Consider the following 17,626-nt stretch of genomic DNA (forward strand, 5'->3'; position numbering starts at 1 on the left):
TGCTACGCTTCTTCGTCCACGGCTGCGCGCCGCCATGCGTCGTGCGCGCGTCTGTGCCCATCATCGCCCCACGGTGGGCACCAACGAGAACCACCCCTTCCCCACGAGGAGCATCCCATGAAGGTCGTCAACTCCATCGGCACGCTCAAGAAGCGCCACCCCGACTGCCAGGTCGTGAAGCGCAAGGGCCGTATCTACGTGATCAACAAGACCAACCCCCGCTTCAAGGTCCGCCAGGGCGGCGCCAAGAAGAAGCGCTACTAGGCGACCCCCAAGGGATCGAGTCGACGCCACCCCGCGGGGTGGCGTTCGTCGTTCTTGCCCCCCGCGGGACCCGCTCGCAGGGGTCGACGTCCCGTTTCTCACCCGGTCGGTGTTCACATGGGGGCTCGCTGCCGTTAGGTTCGTCGTGTGGAACAACGAACCCCCTCCGTCGACCTGCCCGAACGCCTTCGCGGCGAGATCCGCCACCTCGGCCGCCTGCTCGGCCGGGTGATCGCCGAAGAAGCCGGTGAACGGACCTACCAGCTGGTCGAGGACCTGCGCCGTGCCGCCGTGGCCGCGCGCCGCGACGGGGCCGACCGGTCACCGATCGACGAGCTGGTCGCCGAGCTCGACGTCGAGACGGCCGAGGACGTCGCCAAGGCGTTCACGATCTTCTTCCAGCTGACCAACCTGGCCGAGCAGCGGGTACGGATCCGCGAGCTGCGCCGTCGCGACGACGGGGTCACCCCGGTGGAGGACTCCCCGGCGGCCAGCATCGCCGCGATCCGCCGGGCCCAGCCCGCCGACGACGACGCCCCGGACCTGCTGGCCGGCGTGCTCGCCAAGCTCGAGGTGCACCCGGTCTGGACCGCCCACCCCACCGAGGCCCGTCGGCGCGCCGTGGTCGACAGCCTGCGTCGCATCGACGCCGAGCTGTCCCGCGGCGACACCGACATGCTCGGCCACGGGCAGCAGGCCGACATCACCCGGCGACTCCTCGAGGAGATCGCGATCCTGTGGCGCACCGCCCAGGTCCGCTCCAGCCGCCCGACCCCGGTCGACGAGGTCCGCAAGCTGATGGCCGTCTTCGACGCGACGGTCTTCCGGGTGGTGCCGGAGGTGTACCGCTCGGTCGAGCGGGCCATGCACGGTGACGCCAGCGGGGTCGCCGAGCCCGAGGTGCCGCCGTTCCTGACCTTCGGCTCGTGGGTCGGCGGCGACCGCGACGGCAACCCCCGGGTGACCTCCACCGTCACCGCCGAGACCGCCGCGTTGATGGCCGACCGCGTGCTGCGCGGCCTGGAGAACGCCACGACGCGCATCGCCCGGACCCTGAGCGCCACCGAGGAGGTCACCCCACCCTCACCCGAGCTGGTGGAGGTGCTGGCCGACCTCGACCAGCGCTTCCCGACCTGCGCCACCGCCCAGATCATGCGTGCGGCCCGGTCCCCCCACCGTCGGATGCTGAGCATGGCGGCCGAACGGCTTGCCGCCACCCGTACCGGGCGTGGCGTCGACGACGACATGGCCTACACGAGTCCCGAGGAGTACACCGCCGACCTGCGGCTGGTCCGCGACTCCCTCGTCCGGGGCAACGCCGCCCGGCTGGCACACGGTGAACTGCAGCACCTGATCTGGCAGGCCGACACCTTCGGGTTCCACCTGGCCTCCCTGGAGGTCCGCCAGCACACCGACGTGCACGCCGAGGCGCTGCGGAGGCTGGGCATCGACCCGGACGATGCCGACGCCCTGCGCGCCGTCGTGGCCGACCCGCCTCCGCTGCCCGACGACCTGACATGGCCGTCGCCGCCCCACCCCGTCGCGGTCGCCTCCGCCCCGCACCGCGACCTGTCGCCGACCGACCGGTCCGCCGGTGAGGTCGCTGCTGCGGACCCAGCCGGCGACGTGCTGCCGACGATGCGGACGGTCGCGGAGATCCAGGCGCGGTTCGGCCGTCGCGCCTGCGAGCGGTGGGTCATCTCCTTCACCACCTCGCTGGTCGACCTGCTGCGGGTCAAGGCCCTGACCGCGATCGCCGGCCTCGACGTCCAGATCGTCCCGCTGTTCGAGACCCGCGCCGACCTCGACGCCGCGCCGGCGGTGCTGGAGGAGTGGCTCGCCGAGCAGCCCGGGACCACCCACCTCGAGGTCATGCTCGGCTACTCCGACTCGGCCAAGGACGCCGGCTTCCTCGCCGCCAACGTGGCCCTGCACCGTGCGCAGCGTGGCCTCGTGGCCTGGGCTGCCGACGCCGGCGTCGAGCTCACGTTGTTCCACGGCCGCGGAGGTGCCCTCGGTCGTGGTGGCGGACCCACCAACCGCGCGGTGCTGGCCCAGCCACGCGGTGCGGTGGCCGGCCGCTTCAAGGTCACCGAGCAGGGCGAGGTCATCAACCAGCGCTACGGCAAGCGCGCGCTGGCCGTGCGCCACCTCGAGCAGGTCACCAGCGCCACCATGCGCGCCGAGCTCGACGACCTGACCACCCAGCCCGACACCGTGATGGACGACGAGGCCGACCTGGTGGCCACGATGGCCAAGGCCAGCGAGGAGGCGTGGCGCGAGCTCGTCGGCGCCGACGGGTTCCCCGACTTCTTCCGCACCGTCACGCCCATCGACGAGATCGGCGCCCTCCAGATCGGCTCCAGGCCCTCCAAGCGGAAGACGGGCAACGGCCTGTCGTCGTTGCGGGCGATCCCGTGGACGTTCGCCTGGGCCCAGGCACGCATCAACGCACCCGGCTGGTACGGCCTCGGCACCGGACTGCAGGCAGGGGTGGACGCCCGGGGGCTGGCCGAGCTGCAGGACCTGAACCGTCGCTGGCCGTTCTTCGCCAACCTGATGGAGAACGCCGAGATGAGCCTGGTGAAGGCCGACGCGACCGCGGCACGCGTGCTGCTGGACGCCGGGGGCCGTCCCGACCTGACCGAGCGGATCATGGACGAGCTGGACCGCACCACCGAGCTGGTGCTGCAGATCACCGGCCAGCGACAGCTGCTGAAGCGCCGGCCGACGCTGGCCCAGGCGACGGCGCTGCGCAACCCCTACCTCGACGTGCTCGGGGCGGTCCAGCAGCGCTGGCTGCGCCACTCCCGCCGCACCGACGCCACCGAGGACGACCAGCGGGTCGTCATGCTCACGATGAACGGCATCGCCGCCGCCCTCCAGAACACCGGCTGACCGCGGCGGGGGTGGGTAGCCTCGGATGGCGATGGCCTCTGCGATGGACTCCCCTGCCGCCCCCCTTCCCACCAGCCCCACCGACACGGCCGACGTCGTCGTCGTGGGCGCCGGCCCCGGCGGTTCGGCCGCCGCGTACTTCCTGGCCCGCGCGGGTCACGACGTCGTCCTGCTGGAGAAGGACGCCTTCCCGCGCGACAAGGTCTGCGGCGACGGGCTGACCCCGCGGGCGGTCCACGCCATGAAGCTGCTGGGCCTGGAGGAGGAGGCCGAGGGCACCCCCGACGGCTGGGCCCGCCAGTCCGGACTGCGGATGTACGGCGGCGGGGTCACCTGGAACATGCCGTGGCCCGAGACCGACGACTTCCCGACCCACTCCATCACCGCCACCCGCGCGCTGTTCGACCACACGCTGGCCAAGAACGCCGCCAACGCCGGCGCCCACCTGTGGGAGGAGACCAAGGCCGTCGCCCCGCTGTGGATCGACGGGCGCGAGGACCGCATCGCCGGGGTCGCCTACGAACGGGCCGACGGCACCACCGGTGCCATCCGTGCCCGCACCGTCGTGCTGGCCGACGGGGGCTCGTCCCGTCTGGCCATCGAGATGGGCCTGCACCGCGACGAGTCCCGCCCGATGGGTGCGGCGATCCGCGCGTACTACCGCTCGCCCCGCTCCACGATGGACCACATGGAGGGCTTCCTCGAGCTGAAGAAGGGTGACGAGCTCCTCCCCGGCTACGGCTGGATCTTCCCCCTCGACGACGGGCTCGTGAACGTGGGCTGGGGGCTGATCTCGACCTCCAAGCACTTCCAGACGACCAGCTACCGCAAGGTCCTCAACGACTGGGTCAGCGGCTTCCCCGAGGAGTGGGGGATGACGCCGGAGACCATGGTCGGCAAGCCGAAGGGCGCCGGCCTGCCGATGGGCCACAACCGCCACCCCCACGTCTGGAAGGGCGCGGTGCTGGTCGGTGACTCCGGCGGCATGGTCAACCCGTTCAACGGCGAGGGCATCTCCTACGCCATCGAGGCCGCCGAGATGGCCGCCCGCGCCATCGACGACGCGCTGCGCACCCGCCGCGACGACGCGCTGCTGGCCTACCCCGCGGAGCTCAAGCGGGCCTGGGGTGGCTACTTCCAGCTCGGTCGGGTCTTCCTGACCGTCATGGCCGACCCGACCGTGATGAAGATCGCCACCCAGTACGGCATGCCCAAGCGGCGGCTGATGGACTTCGTCTTCCGGACCATGGCGCACCTGGTCAACGAGAAGAACCGCAACGTGACCGACGTCGTCATCAACACCCTGTCCCGCGCGGTGCCCGCCGCATGACCGGCAACCAGCCCGCAGCAGTCCCCGCCGCCAAGCGCGTCCCCCACACCTGGGACCGTCCGACCGGCGAGGCCCGGGACCACTACGCCTGGCTCCGCGACCGCGAGGACCCCGACACGGTCGGCTACCTCGAGGCCGAGAACGCCTTCGCCGACAGCTGGTTCGCCCCGCACGGCGAGACGATCGAGGCGATCTACGAGGAGATCCGCTCCCGGGTGCAGGAGACCGACGACTCCCCGCCGGTCCGCGACGGTGACTGGTGGTACCAGCGCCGCACGGAGGAGGGGAAGGCGTACTCCATCCACACCCGTGGCCGCAGCGCCGAGACCGCCGGCGAGCAGCTGGTGCTGGACACCAACGTCGAGGCGGATGGCCACGACTTCTTCTCCCTCGGCATGCTCAACGTCAGCCCCGACCACACGCTCGCCGCGTGGTCGGCCGACACCGACGGGTCCGAGCGCTACACCGTCCGGTTCCGGGACGTCGCCAGCGGCACCGACATCGACGACGTGCTCGAGGGCACCAAGTCAGGCGCGTCGGCATGGTCCGCCGACGGCAGCTGGTTCCTCTACATGCTGCCCGACGCCACCGAGCGCCCCTACCGGGTGATGCGGCACCGGATGGGCACGCCGCAGGCCGACGACCTCGAGGTCTACACCGACGACGACGAGCGCTTCTTCGTCGGGGTCGGCACGACCCTGTCGGAGGGCTGGATCATCATCTCCAGCCAGTCCAAGATCACCTCGGAGTCCTGGCTGCTGCCCGCCGACGACCCGACCGCCGAACCGGTCCTCGTCCGCGCCCGCGAGACCGGCGTGGAGTACGACGTCGACGACTGGGACGACACGCTGGTCGTCCACACCAACCTCGACGCCGAGGACTTCCGGGTCATGACCGCCCCGCACGACGCCCCGGGCGAGTGGACCGAGCTCGAGCCCCACCAGCCCGGCACGCGCATCACGGGTGTCGCCCCGTTCGCCGGCCACCTGGTCATCCACGAGTGGCACGACGCCCAGCCGCGCATGCGGCTGCTGTTCCGCGACGGCACCCGACGGGTCCTCCCGGGCCTGGATGCCCCCCACTCCATCGGCTTCGCCGGCAACCGCACCTGGGACACCGACGTCCTCCGGGTCGGCATGCAGTCCATGGTCGACCCGCACCGGATCGTCGACATCGACGTGCGCACGGGCGAGCAGACCCTGGTCAAGCAGCACCCGACCCCCAACGTCGACCTCGGCGACTACACCGCCGAGCGCATCTGGGCGACCGCCGAGGACGGCACCCGCGTGCCCGTCGACGTCGTCCGCCACGTCGACACCCCCGTCGACGGATCGGCTGCCTGCCTGCTGTACGGATACGGCAGCTACGAGCACTCCATCCCGCCGTCCTTCAGCGTCGCGCGACTGTCGCTGCTCGACCGTGGCATGACCTACGCGCTGGTCCACCCCAGGGGAGGAGGGGAGGGCGGCCGCCGCTGGTACCTCGACGGCAAGCTGCTGGCCAAGCGCAACACGTTCACCGACACCCTCGCCGCCGCCGACCACCTGGTCGAGACGGGCTGGTCGGCCCCCGACCGGCTGGCGATCCGTGGGGGATCCGCCGGTGGCCTGCTCGTCGGCGCCTGCATCACGATGCGGCCCGAGCGCTTCGCCAGCGCCGTGGCCGACGTGCCGTTCGTCGACATCGTGACGACCATGTCGGACCCGACGCTGCCGCTGACGGTCACGGAGTGGGAGGAGTGGGGCGACCCGCGCGAGGAGCCGTACGCCAGCTACATGCTGAGCTACTCGCCCTACGACAACACCGTCGCCGCCGACTACCCGGCGATCTACGTGACGGCCGGCCTGAACGATCCGCGGGTCAGCTACCACGAGCCGGCCAAGTGGGTGGCCCGCCTGCGCGAGGTGCACACCGGCACGCGACCCATCGTGATGAAGACCGAGATGGGAGCGGGCCACGGCGGTCCCTCGGGTCGCTACGAGGCGTGGCGCGACGAAGCCCGCACCCTGGCGTTCCTGCTGTCGACGACCGGCGTGATCAGCTCGAGCTGATCAGCGGTCCTCCCCGGCCGCGACGGCGTCCCGGGTGAGGCCGAACACCAGCGTGTCACGGCGTCCTTCGCCGACCTGTGCCGGTTCGCCCCGCAACGTGCCCTCCAGCAGCATGCCGGCCTTCTCCGCCACCCGTCGCGACGCAACGTTGCGGACGTCGCAGCGCCATTCCAGGCGCTCCCATCCCCAGGCGTCGAACCCCCAGCCGAGCAGGGCGCGCAGCACGTCGGTGCCGAGGCCCCGACCGGCGGCGTCGCCGCTGATCCACATGCCGATCTCGGCCACCCCGTCCTGCCAGCCGAACCCGTCCCGGAGGTGGAACCCCGAGCCGCCCAGCACCCGGGCCCCCTCGGGGTCCCAGATCGACAGCACGTAGTCCTCGTTCAGCAGCCACCTGGCCCGGAACCGACGGACGCGCTCCTCGTTGACGTCCTCGGGTTCTTCCCGCACGGCCCAGGACAACCAGGGCCGCAGGTGCTCGTACGACGCCAGGCTTGCATCCCGCAGGGCAGGACCATCGCCCGGCATCCAGCAGCGAATCACGAACCGGTCGGTTTCCAAGCGCTCGGGCGGGAAGAACGTGGTCATGTGGATGGACGCTAGCAACCACCGGACAGGTCAACCCGCAGGATGTTCCCCCACGCTCGACCCACGTAGCGGCAGGTGGTCCGGGCACGCCCCCACGTCGACGGCCAGCGCACAGACGACCTCGCCCGTGCCGTCGCCCAGCCACTCGGCCACCGGGGTCGGAACCGACTCTCCGGCGACCGGCAGGACCACCGCGTCGCGACCCATGGCCTGTGATGTGGCCGTGAACCCGGCCGTCCAGCCGTCGGGGGCGGTGCCGTCGACAAGCACGATGGTGTCGACATCGGCGCCGGACTCGTGGCCCGCGGCGCGTGCCAGCTCCACGGCCGTCTCGAAGCGGGTCGGGCCCCCGGCGCGAGTCACGCCCAGTCCGAGCGCGCGGAGATCCGCCTCCACCACCGCGGACACGGCCGACTCGCCCCCGGCGACGACCACGTCGGTGAGGGTGCTGGCCTCCAGCCACGCGGCGGTCGCCGGCGACAGGCCGTCGGTCGCCGTCAGCAGGACCGGCGCGTCAATGGACACGCCGAGCGCCCCGGCCCCGAGGGCGTCGACGAAGGCCGCCGTGCCGGGGCCGTCCGCCCTGGCGATCACCGCGGTCGTCACCTCGGTGCCGGCAGCGGCCGCTGCGGCGATCGCGGCGTCGGCGACGGCGAGTGCAGTGGCGATCCGCTCCTCGCCCGCCAGCCGTGACACCGCGTAGCCCAGGTCGACCAGCGCCTGCTCGACCGCAGGTGACACCGCCGCCTCGCCGCCGAGCAGGTGGACGCGCTCGGCACCCAGCCGGACCAGCTCGGCCCGCACCCGACCGTCGAGCACGTCGCCGTCGGTCAGCAGCAGCGGCGCCTGCAGCAACCCCTGCGCGGCGCCCGCACCGAGCGCATCGGCGAACACGTCGTCACGGGCCAGCAGCACGTCGGGGGCGTAGGCGAAGGCCCCGCGCTCGGCCACGACCGCAGGACCGGACGCGGAGAACGCCAGGCCGGCGAAGCGCAGCGCCTCGCTGACCGCATCGCGCTCGATCGTCCCGGCGGTGCCGGGGCAGAGCGGATCGACCACCGACGGGTTGCCTCGGACGTCCGCAGGGACGGCGCTGCCCCCTGCGTCGATCCGTCCACGGGCGACGTCGGGACGGTTGGTGAAGATCCCGTCCACGCCCATGGCCAGCAGCCGGTCCATCCGTGCGGCGTCGTCGACGGTCCAGGTGTGGACCTCTCCCCCGTTGGCGTGCACCGCATCGACGTACAGGGGATGGGCGGTCAGGAACGCGGCGTTGGGCGCCATCACGTCGGCGACGGCGGGCATCTGGCCGGTCAGGGCCTCGAGCAGCGTCACGTTGGCCTGGTCCGGCGCCGCGAACAGCAGCGCGGTGGCCAGGCGGGGCTCCAGGTCCTTCACGATCTCCAGGCTCCGACGGCTGAAGGACTGCACGATCGCGAGGTCGGCCTGCGGGGAGGGGGCCTCGGCGGGGACCAACCCCCGGGCGTCGAGGACGCGGACCAGCTCCTCCTCCATCGCCCCGCCCAACGAGTCGGGCGACTTGGTCTCGATGTGGAAGCGCAGCCGAGGGTTGACCGCGGCGTAGCAGTCCAGCTGCTCCTCGAAGGGGACGACCTGCGCGCCGGCGAACCGTGCGCCGACGGCCGGGTCGCTCGCCTCGAACCAGCTGCCCCAGTCGAGCTGGCGGAGCTCGGCCAGCGTCAGCTGCTCGACGTCGCCCGAGCCGTCGGAGGTCCGGTCCACCGTCGAGTCGTGCACGCAGACCAGGACCCCGTCGCTGGTCATCTGCAGGTCGCACTCGAGGAAGTCGGTGTCCTGCTCGACCGCCAGGTCGTAGGCGAAGAAGGTGTGCTCGGGGGCGTAGGCGCTGGCGCCACGGTGGGCGAGGACGCTGACGGCGCCGACCGGCTCGCCGTCCTGGGCGAGGGCTGCCGTCGGAACGGACGACGCGAGCAGGGCGAGCAGGAAGGCGAGGGCGCGAAGGGACATGCCGCGGGACCGTGGGGGACGCGGATGACACGAGGGAGGACGGCGAGTGGCCGGACGGCGACGGCCGGGTGATCACCGCGACATGGCTGGAGGCGATCCACGGAGGAGCTTGAGGTGGTCGAGAGGTGACGGGCGGTGACCCGTGAGGAGCCGACCGCACAGTGCGTGATGTCACACACCACAGACCCCAAGGAGACACCCCATGACCCCCTCGTCCACCGCTCCCTCGTCCACCGCCCGCTCGTCCACCGTCAGCCCGTCCGCCGCGCACCCCGCCGCCGTCCGCCAGCGTCGTGAGCGCATCCTGCTGAGCGGCCTCCTGCTGGTCCTCGCACTGATGCTGTTCGGCGCCGGCGCGTCGGCCATGTTCACCGCCTCGACCGCCGGCACCACGTCGGTCGCCTCCGGCACCGTCGTGCTGGACCTCGGCGCGGACGGCACCGCCGCCAACCGCCTGTCCATGGACGCCGCCAACATCGCGCCCGGGGACATCGTCGAACGTGCAGTCGACGTCATCAACAGCGGCACGCTGGACCTCTCGCAGCTGACGCTGACCACGTCGGCCTCTCGCTCCTCCCTGCTGGACACCGACACCGCCGACGGCCTGCAGATGACCGTCCGTGGCTGCTCGATCCCGTGGACGGAACGCAGCGTCGAGAACGGCTTCGCGTACTCCTGCGCTGGTGCCACCAGCACGCTCGTCAGCCCGCGCCCCGTCATCGGCACCGACATGGACCTCTCGGCCACCGCCGCCATCACCGCGGGGGAGACCGCACACCTGGCCATCGAGCTGGTCCTGCCGGAGACGGCCGGCAACGAGTTCCAGGGCCAGACCACGACCGTGGACTACGTGTTCGACGCCGTCCAGCGGACCGCCGAGCGCCGGTAGCCAGGAGCGCGGGGCCGGACACGGACGTCCGGCCCCGCGTGCACCCCTTCCCCGACCCGGCCAATCCGGAGGTCCCACGTGTCCCGAGCCACCCGAATCCGTGTTCGCCCGACCCAGCTGATGCTGCTCGCCAGCGTCGTCGTCCTCGCCGGCGTCGTCGTGCTGCAGATGCTCGGCACACATCGCTTCGTGCCCGTGCTGTCGGGCAGCATGTCGGGATACGTCGAGGCAGGGGACGTCAGCGTCCTGACCCCCCTCGACGCGGCCGACCTCCGGGTCGGCGACGTCATCGCCTTCCACCCGCCCACGCCCGAGGCCGCGCTGACCCTGCACCGCGTGGTCGAGGTCCTCGACGTCGGCGAACGGCCGGTGGTGCGCACGAAGGGTGACGCCAACGAGCACCCCGACCCGTGGACTGCTCGCCTGGACGGCCCCGAGCTGTGGCAGGCGACGGGACGCATCCCGACGATCGGCCACGCCGTCCTCTGGCTGCAGCATCGGCAGGTCCGGCTGCTCGTCCTGGGCGCGATCGTGGGGCTCCTCGTGCTCGTCGGCATGCGCAGGATCTGGGCGCCTGCCGGGGAGGAGGCCCCGGCCGAGCCCGTGGCGGCGGCGCCGTCGACGCGACGACGCCCGGCCGTGGGACCCGGCCTCGCCGTCCTCGCGGTGCTGTCGGTGGGCATCGTCGGTGTCGCCGGCGGACTGCGGCCCGGCAGCGCCGCCTTCACCGATCGGACCGACGGAGGGACGACCGTGGGCACGACATCGGTCAGCCCGCCGTCGGACCTGCGTGCCCAGCTGCTCTGCGAGGTCGACGCCCCCACCGCCGTCCGGCTGACGTGGACGCCGTCATCCGGCATGGGCCTCGTCGGCCAGGAGGTGTGGCGTCGCCCCCTCGACGGCAGCGCGGTGCTGGTCGCCACGGTGGGCCCCGACGCTGCGTCGCACGACGACGTGCTCGTGGACACCCTGCTCGGCACCTCGATCACCTGGGTCGTGCGTGCCGTCAGCGAGGGATGGACCTCCGACTTCACCAACGCGGCCTCGTTGCTGGACACCTGTGAGCCGGACCCCCTGCCGACTGACGTCCCCCTGCCCGGGCCGACGCCGGACCCGACCCCGGAGCCGACGCCGGAGCCCACGCCGGAGCCGACGCCGGAGCCCACGCCGGAACCGACGCCGGAGCCGACGCCGGAGCCGACCCCGACGCCGGAGCCGACCCCGACGCCAGCGCCCGAGCCGACCCTCGAGCCGGCGCCCGATCCGTGCAAGAACCTGCCGCCCGGCGCCCAGGCCCCGGGCAAGTGCAGGGACCCGCAGTGATCTTGAGGTTGTCTTGAGGAAACGGGGACGGGGCCGTGAGGACCCCTGCCTACCGTCCTCCTCGACGGGGGAGCACCGGGCTCCCGACCCCATCGAGGAGGACGACATGACGACCACACGACCCACGGCGCTGGCCGCCATCACGATCGCCCTGTGCATCCTGGCGACGGCGTGCACGACCGCAACCGACCCCGACCCCGTGGCGGACCGGGGCTACGAGCGGATCACCGAGGCCGCCATCGGACCCGGGGAGGCGATCCCCGCACCGACCGGCGATGTCGTGCTGACCATCACCGGCGCCATCACGACCACCAACGTCGACGGCGTCCTGGCCCTCGACATGGACACGCTCGAGTCGCTCGGACTGGTGAGCTACGAGGTCGACGACGACCAAGCGGAGGGACGCCGTGTGATGTTCACCGGGGTCCTGCTCAGCGACCTGCTCGCCGCGGCCGGGATCGCGGAGGATGCCGAGGTCCTGGAGATGACCGCCCTCAACGACTACGTGGTCGACGTCCCCGTCGCCGACGCAGAGGCGTCGCCGGTGATGGTCGCCACGATGTCCGACGAGGACCGCATGCCCGTGTCCAACTACGGCCCGACCCGTCTCGTGTACCCCTACGACAGCCACGACCTCAGCCCCACCATCCACGACCCCCGGTGGATCTGGCAGCTGGCCTCCATCGACGTCCGCTGACCATGCACGGCCCGAGATCCAGCCCCGAGCGCGCGCCCCGGCTCTACGGACGAGCGTTCGCCGCGGTCGTCGCCGGCCTGCTGATCAGCATCGGCTTCGTCGGTGTGGCGTTGCTGGAGCAGAACAGCGCGCTGTCGGGGCAGCTCGGCGCGGTTGACCCCATCGTCAACGGCAACGTCCGCGTACTGAGCCAGACCCAGCGCGAGCTGCTCCGCCTGGACGCGCTGATCGCCTCGGGGAACCCGGACCGAGAGCTGGTCCGGTTCCACGCAGACCTGGTGACCCAACGGATCAGGGAGGCGGGGCTGTCCTATCAGATCAACACCCTCGGCAGCCCGGAGCTGCTGGCCCAGTCCGGCACGCTCGGCCTCATCTGGACCTCCCGGGCCGAACCCCTGCTCGACGGGGCAGTCGACGGGAGCCCCACCGCACGGGCCGAGCTCAGGGCGCTGATCGACGAGATCGAGCTGGGCTTCAACCGGCTGGTCAGCGAAGCGGAGATCAACCGTCGCTTCAACGCCGTGGAGGCCAACACCGCGACGTCGGAGGTGCTGGGCAGGACCCGAGGGGTCCTCGTCGGTGGTGGCGTCAGCGTGGTGCTGTTGCTGGCCGGTGCTGGCCTCGCTGGCCTCGGCTTCGTCCGCTTCGACCGGCAACGGGCTCGGACGGCCCAGCTGATGTCGGAGCTCAACGACGAGATGCGCATCCTGTCCGCCGTGGCCAGCCACACCAACGCCATGGTGGTCATCACCGACGCCGACGGCGTCACCACCTGGGTCAACGACGCGTTCGTCGAGTCGACCGGCTATCCCGCAGAGGCCATCGTCGGCCGACGTCCGGGGGACGTGCTGCAGGGCCCCGAGACCGACCCGGACACGGTGGCCCGCATGGCCCGTCACGTGTCCGCGGGAGAGGCGTTCACCTGCGAGGTCGTCAACTACTCCGCCGACGGGGTGCCCTACTGGGTCCGCATCGAGGTCCAGCCGGTCACCGATGACCACGGGACGCTCGTCAACTTCATCGCCGTGGAGTCCGACATCACCGCCGACCGCGAGGCACAGCGCCGCCTGGAACGGGCGAAGGAGGTCGCGGAGGAGGTCGCCACGGCCAAGTCCAGCTTCCTCGCGACGATGAGCCACGAGATCCGCACGCCGCTGAACGCCGTCATCGGCCTGACCTCGCTGCTGCAGGGCACCCCGCTCGACGACCAGCAACGCGAGTACGTCACGACCGCCGCGTCGTCGGGCCGGCTGCTGCTCGACGTCATCAACGACATCCTCAGCTGGTCGGCCCTGGGGTTCGATGCGGTCGAGCTCGAACGCCGGCCGTTCAGTCCGCAGGAGCTCGTCGAGCAGACCGTCGAGCTGGCCCGTGCGAACGCCACAGCCAAGGACATCCGGGTGACCAGCACGGTGGCCGACGACGTCCCGACGACCCTGGAGGGCGACCCGACCCGGCTTCGCCAGGTGCTGGTCAACATCGTCGGCAACGCGGTGAAGTTCACCGACGAGGGACACGTCGCCGTGCACGTCGACATCGTCGACCACGCCCCGGACGAGGCCACCGTCCCCGTGCGGATCCGGGTGGTCGACACCGGGATCGGCATCCCCGCGGACCAGGTCGATCGGCTCTTCCTGCCCTTCAGCCAGGCCGATGCCTCGACGACGAGGAGGTACGGCGGCACCGGCCTCGGGCTGGCCATCAGCAACGACCTGGTGGCGCTCATGGGCGGTCGGATCGACGTCGAAAGCACCCCGGGGACGGGGACCGAGGTCGTGATCCAGCTGGACCTCCCCGTCGGCCGGGACGCGTCGCCGGGACTGGCGTCGACCGCCGAGGTGGACGCCCCGCCGTCAGCCGACCTCAGGGTGCTGCTGGTCGAGGACGATCCGGTCAACCAGATGGTGGCGTTCCACATGCTGGACCGGCTCGGGTTGACCGCCGACGTGGCCGACAACGGACAGGCCGCCCTCGAGGCGGTCCACCGTTGCGACTACGACGTGGTGCTCATGGACGTGCACATGCCGGTCATGGACGGGCCGACCGCAGCACGGCACATCCGGCAGGAGCTGCCGGCGGCCCGGCAGCCCACGATCGTGGCGATGACGGCCAACGCCATGCCCGGCGACCGCGAACGACTCCTCGCCGCGGACATGGACGACTACGTGGCCAAGCCGGTCCGCCTCGGCGACCTGGCCACGACCCTGCGTGCGGTGGGAGCCACCCAGTCGTGAGGTGATCTTGAGGATCCGTCCGCATGGGCTTGAGGCCCCCCGCGTACACCTTGGACCATGATCACGGCACCTTCCCCCGACCGCGCCCGCACCGGGTGCGTCCTGGTCGTCGAGGACGACCCGACCCAACGCCTCACCTACGCCGCGATGGCCGGACTCACCGGCCTGGACGTCCTGGACTTCCCCGACGCCGAGTCGGTCATCGCACACCTCGACACCGCCGACGACGCCGAGGTCGCCCTGATGGTCCTCGACGTCGACCTCGGTACGGGCAGCGGCCTCGACGTCCTGCGGTGGGCTCGCGGCCGACGGCAGCTGGCCACGGTGCCGGTGATCCTGCTGACGGGACACGACGACGTCGACGCCCGCGTGGCGGGGCTCGGTGCCGGGGCCAACGACTACGTCGGCAAGCCCGTCCATCCCCGCGAGCTACGAGCACGCATTGATGCCCACCTGCGCACGACCACCTCGTGGAACACCGTGCTGCAGGACGACCTCACCCGCCGTGCGGCCCTCGGCGAGGCCGTCGCCGCGGCGGCCGTGGACGCCGGGCCCGAACGGGTTCGCGACGTCATCGAGGCGCTCGTCGCCGACCTGCCCGGGGCGCGACGAGCCATCGTCGTCCCGCTGACCGCCGCCGGGACCGACGCCGCCACCGGCGCCGGACGCGACGACGGCGCCGTCACCGCCGCCGTGCTGGCCCACCACCGCCAGCAGGGGGCCTTCGTGTTCGCCCACGACGACCGGTCCCTGGCCTGCGCCCCGCTCGGCATCGGGGACCGCACGGGTGGGCTGCTGCTCGTGGAGCGCGACAGGAGTTCCGGTGTGTCCGCGGACCGGCTGCTGGCATCGTGCATCGATGCGGCCACGGTCATCGCGCCGGTGCTGGCCGAGCACGTGCTGGGCCCGAGCGCCCTTGCCGTCACCCATGACCGGATCAGCCGGATCATCGAGTCGAGCGCACACAAGCCCGTGTTCCAGCCGATCGTGGACCTCGGGTCGGGCGAGGTCGTCGGGTACGAGGGGCTGACCAGATTCCCCGACGGACGCCCTGACCTGGTCTTCGCCGACGCGGCCAGGGTCGGGCTGTCTGCGCTGCTCCACCGTGCGACCGTCACCTCGATGCTCGATGCCGCCGCGGGACTGCCCGACCACTGCTACGTGGCGATCAACGCCTCGCCCGATGTCGTCGTCGGAGGGCACCTGACCGGGCTGCTGCCGACGGACCGCGACGTCGTCGTGGAGATCACCGAGCACGACCGGGTCGAGGACTACGACCGCCTCGTCACCGCCGTCCGAGGGCTGGGTCCGCGGGTTCGCCTCGCCGTGGACGACGCCGGGGCCGGCTACTCCTCCCTCCAGCACATCCTCTCGCTGCGTCCGGACTTGATCAAGCTCGACCGGTCCCTGGTCGCGGGGTTGCACACCGATCCGGGACAGGAGGCGATGGTGGCGGGGCTCGTGCACTTCGCTGGCCGGACGGGGGCCCGGATCGTCGCGGAGGGCATCGAGGACGCCGATGAGATGCAGGCTGCCCGGGCCCTGGGCGTGGACTACGGGCAGGGGTACCACCTGGGGCGCCCGGCACCGGTCGGCGAGGCGGCGGTGTCCCGTGGCTGAGTCGCCGGTGGCGTACGACGACGCCGGCCTGGTCGCCGAGACGCTCGGGGTCCTCCAGGAGCAGGTCGGTGGGCCGGACGTGGTGTCGATGATCGTGACCACGTTCCTCGACGGACTGGCGGGTCGACTGGACGCGCTGGCCGCCGCCGCCACCGCAGGGGACCACGACGGGGTGGGACGGACGGCGCACACGCTCAAGTCCGCGGCCGCCCTCGTCGGGCTGCACGGGCTCTCGGCCCGGGCGCAGGCGCTCGAGCTGGCCCCCGCCGACGCCGGCCACCTCGCCGACGTGCGTGCTGCGCTGCGGGCCTGCACGGCGCCGCTCCGCATGGGCATGGCTGACCTCCGGGCCGGCTGACCCCCACCGGGGACCGTCGCGCTCGTGGGGCGTCAGGCCAGGTCCATCTCCCTCGCGGCTCGGAGGAGCTCCTCGCGATGGGCAGGATCGGCGATCCCGATCAGCTGGGCGGCTCGCTCGCGCAGCGATCGGCCACGCAGCTCGGCGACCCCGTGCTCGGTCACGACGTGGTCCACGGTGTTCTTGAGGGTGGTGACCACCGAACCGGTCGTCAGCCGGCCGACGATGCGCGAGACGTTGCCGCCCCGGGCCGTGGAGGGAAGCACGATGAACCCCTTGCCCCCGGGCGAGTGCAACGCCCCCCTCGCGAAGTCGGCCTGCCCTCCCGAGGACGACCAGTACCTGCCGTTGATGGTCTCCGACGCGCACTGGCCGTACAGGTCGACCTCGACGGTCGCGTTGATCGACACGAAGCTGGGGTGCTGGGCGATCTCCTCGCGGCTGTTCACCACGTCGACCCGGTGGAACTGCACCGTCGGGTTGTCCTCGATGTAGTCGTAGAGGGCCTGGGTGCCGAGGGCGAACGTCGTGATGGCCGGCCGATCGAGGCGCACGGCTCCAGAGGTGGCCAACCCCATCAGCCCGTCGGCGAACAGCTCGGTGTGGATCGACAGGTCGCGATGGCCGGCCAGCTTCGCCAGCAGGGCCTCCGGGACCGCGCCGATCCCGGCCTGGATCGTCGCCCCGTTGGGCACGCGCTCGGCGACGTGGTCGGCGATCCGGTTGGCGGTCGCGTCGGGCACGGGCGGCGGGACCTCGACCAGCGGGTAGTCGGCGTCGCACCAGCCGACGACGTCGTTGATGTGCACGCGGTTGCGGCCCCGGGTGGCCGGCATGCGGGCGTTGGCCTCGATGAAGAACGGCACCTTGCCGATCAGCGCCGAGGTGTAGCCGCCCGTCGTGCCCAGGGAGAAGAAGCCGTGCTCGTCGGGTGGCGCGGCCGACGCAACGACCAGCTCGACGTCCCGTGCGGTGTCCAGCAGCACCGGGACCTCGCTGAAGTGGTTGGGGATCAGGTCGATCGTGCCCGCGTGGAAGGCCGGACGGGTGACGTGGGACAGGAAGTAGGAGATGTGGCGCAGGCCATCGATGCGTCCGTGCAGGTAGTCGCGGTCGTGGAGCGCGTGCATCTGGTGCAGCCGCACGTCCCGCAGTCGTCCGGCCCGTCCGGCCAGTTCGATCGCGTCGAGCACCGTCACCGGCTCGCCGTTGGCGATCGGCACGACGACATCGACATCGGGTCGCAGGTGGTCCAGGACGGCGTCGGCGGCACCTCGCCGGCGGTCGAGCAGCTGCTGGATGTGGTCCATGTCCTCGATCCTCGCCCAGATGGGGGGGCTCGTGCCCGGATCGCCGGCGTATCCGAGCCCCTGCCCGTGTCCGAC

The 17,626-nt window shown here is 72.0% G+C and carries 13 protein-coding genes; 10 read left to right on the top strand and 3 right to left on the bottom strand.

Annotated features, from left to right (window positions below; genetic code table 11):
- Positions 1 to 117 precede the first annotated feature (117 nt).
- From ykgO to CUC05_RS17345, 4 genes are all read left to right on the top strand, one after another.
- Complete coding sequence (ykgO, locus tag CUC05_RS17330; RefSeq protein ID WP_108667388.1) at positions 118 to 264, top strand: type B 50S ribosomal protein L36; 147 nt, start codon at positions 118 to 120, stop codon at positions 262 to 264.
- 147 nt (positions 265 to 411) lie between these two features.
- Positions 412 to 3,162 (top strand): phosphoenolpyruvate carboxylase, encoded by a 2,751-nt coding sequence (locus CUC05_RS17335; protein WP_108667389.1) that lies wholly within the window; start codon positions 412 to 414, stop codon positions 3,160 to 3,162.
- A 31-nt stretch (positions 3,163 to 3,193) separates the two neighbouring features.
- A complete protein-coding gene (locus CUC05_RS17340; RefSeq protein WP_205712402.1) occupies positions 3,194 to 4,492 on the top strand; it encodes an NAD(P)/FAD-dependent oxidoreductase in 1,299 nt (432 codons plus the stop codon).
- Positions 4,489 to 6,543, top strand: coding sequence for a S9 family peptidase (locus CUC05_RS17345; protein ID WP_108667390.1), 2,055 nt, complete (start codon positions 4,489 to 4,491; stop codon positions 6,541 to 6,543). The genes CUC05_RS17340 and CUC05_RS17345 overlap by 4 nt, the downstream gene beginning before the upstream one ends.
- On the opposite strand, the gene CUC05_RS17350 is transcribed toward CUC05_RS17345, so the two are convergent.
- Together CUC05_RS17350 and CUC05_RS17355 are read right to left on the bottom strand one after the other, a co-directional pair.
- Positions 6,544 to 7,131, bottom strand: a complete 588-nt coding sequence (locus CUC05_RS17350) for a GNAT family N-acetyltransferase (protein WP_108667391.1) — start codon at positions 7,129 to 7,131, stop codon at positions 6,544 to 6,546.
- A gap of 30 nt (positions 7,132 to 7,161) precedes the next feature.
- Positions 7,162 to 9,120, bottom strand: coding sequence for a glycerophosphodiester phosphodiesterase family protein (locus tag CUC05_RS17355; RefSeq protein ID WP_108667392.1), 1,959 nt, complete (start codon positions 9,118 to 9,120; stop codon positions 7,162 to 7,164).
- Between the two features lie 202 nt (positions 9,121 to 9,322).
- On the opposite strand from CUC05_RS17355, the gene CUC05_RS17360 reads away from it, so the two are divergent.
- From CUC05_RS17360 to CUC05_RS17385, 6 genes are all read left to right on the top strand, one after another.
- Entirely contained in the window at positions 9,323 to 10,009 is a 687-nt protein-coding gene (locus CUC05_RS17360; RefSeq protein ID WP_108667393.1) for a TasA family protein, read from the top strand.
- A gap of 78 nt (positions 10,010 to 10,087) precedes the next feature.
- The gene (locus CUC05_RS17365; RefSeq protein ID WP_157965696.1) at positions 10,088 to 11,332 is read left to right on the top strand and encodes a signal peptidase I; all 1,245 of its coding nucleotides are present in this window, start codon (positions 10,088 to 10,090) and stop codon (positions 11,330 to 11,332) included.
- 106 nt (positions 11,333 to 11,438) lie between these two features.
- Complete coding sequence (locus CUC05_RS17370) at positions 11,439 to 12,029, top strand: putative pterin-binding protein (RefSeq protein WP_108667395.1); 591 nt, start codon at positions 11,439 to 11,441, stop codon at positions 12,027 to 12,029.
- Positions 12,030 to 12,031: 2 nt separating this feature from the next.
- The gene (locus CUC05_RS17375; protein ID WP_108667396.1) at positions 12,032 to 14,263 is read left to right on the top strand and encodes a hybrid sensor histidine kinase/response regulator; all 2,232 of its coding nucleotides are present in this window, start codon (positions 12,032 to 12,034) and stop codon (positions 14,261 to 14,263) included.
- Between the two features lie 57 nt (positions 14,264 to 14,320).
- On the top strand, positions 14,321 to 15,883 hold the full coding sequence (locus CUC05_RS17380) for an EAL domain-containing protein (protein WP_108667397.1): 1,563 nt from the start codon (positions 14,321 to 14,323) through the stop codon (positions 15,881 to 15,883).
- Positions 15,876 to 16,241: an Hpt domain-containing protein gene (locus CUC05_RS17385; protein WP_108667398.1), complete on the top strand. Its 366-nt coding sequence runs from the start codon at positions 15,876 to 15,878 to the stop codon at positions 16,239 to 16,241. The genes CUC05_RS17380 and CUC05_RS17385 overlap by 8 nt, the downstream gene beginning before the upstream one ends.
- A 32-nt stretch (positions 16,242 to 16,273) precedes the next feature.
- Here the strand turns inward: CUC05_RS17385 and CUC05_RS17390 are convergent, their stop codons facing one another.
- Positions 16,274 to 17,551 carry an acetyl-CoA hydrolase/transferase family protein gene (locus CUC05_RS17390; protein ID WP_108667399.1) on the bottom strand — a complete coding sequence of 426 codons (1,278 nt, stop codon included), beginning with the start codon at positions 17,549 to 17,551 and terminating at the stop codon, positions 16,274 to 16,276.
- Between the last annotated feature and the right edge of the window lie 75 nt (positions 17,552 to 17,626).

It is taken from the genome of Euzebya rosea (genome assembly GCF_003073135.1).
GTDB classification, from domain to species: domain Bacteria; phylum Actinomycetota; class Nitriliruptoria; order Euzebyales; family Euzebyaceae; genus Euzebya; species Euzebya rosea.

Excerpts from the sequence above, each read along its gene's own strand:
- ykgO (WP_108667388.1), top strand. The coding sequence starts at position 118 with ATGAAGGTCGTCAACTCCATCGGCACGCTCAAGAAGCGCCACCCCGAC.
- CUC05_RS17340 (WP_205712402.1), top strand. The coding sequence starts at position 3,194 with ATGGCCTCTGCGATGGACTCCCCTGCCGCCCCCCTTCCCACCAGCCCC.
- CUC05_RS17345 (WP_108667390.1), top strand. The coding sequence starts at position 4,489 with ATGACCGGCAACCAGCCCGCAGCAGTCCCCGCCGCCAAGCGCGTCCCC.
- CUC05_RS17350 (WP_108667391.1), bottom strand. The coding sequence starts at position 7,131 with ATGACCACGTTCTTCCCGCCCGAGCGCTTGGAAACCGACCGGTTCGTG.
- CUC05_RS17355 (WP_108667392.1), bottom strand. The coding sequence starts at position 9,120 with ATGTCCCTTCGCGCCCTCGCCTTCCTGCTCGCCCTGCTCGCGTCGTCC.
- CUC05_RS17360 (WP_108667393.1), top strand. The coding sequence starts at position 9,323 with ATGACCCCCTCGTCCACCGCTCCCTCGTCCACCGCCCGCTCGTCCACC.
- CUC05_RS17370 (WP_108667395.1), top strand. The coding sequence starts at position 11,439 with ATGACGACCACACGACCCACGGCGCTGGCCGCCATCACGATCGCCCTG.
- CUC05_RS17375 (WP_108667396.1), top strand. The coding sequence starts at position 12,032 with ATGCACGGCCCGAGATCCAGCCCCGAGCGCGCGCCCCGGCTCTACGGA.
- CUC05_RS17380 (WP_108667397.1), top strand. The coding sequence starts at position 14,321 with ATGATCACGGCACCTTCCCCCGACCGCGCCCGCACCGGGTGCGTCCTG.
- CUC05_RS17390 (WP_108667399.1), bottom strand. The coding sequence starts at position 17,551 with ATGGACCACATCCAGCAGCTGCTCGACCGCCGGCGAGGTGCCGCCGAC.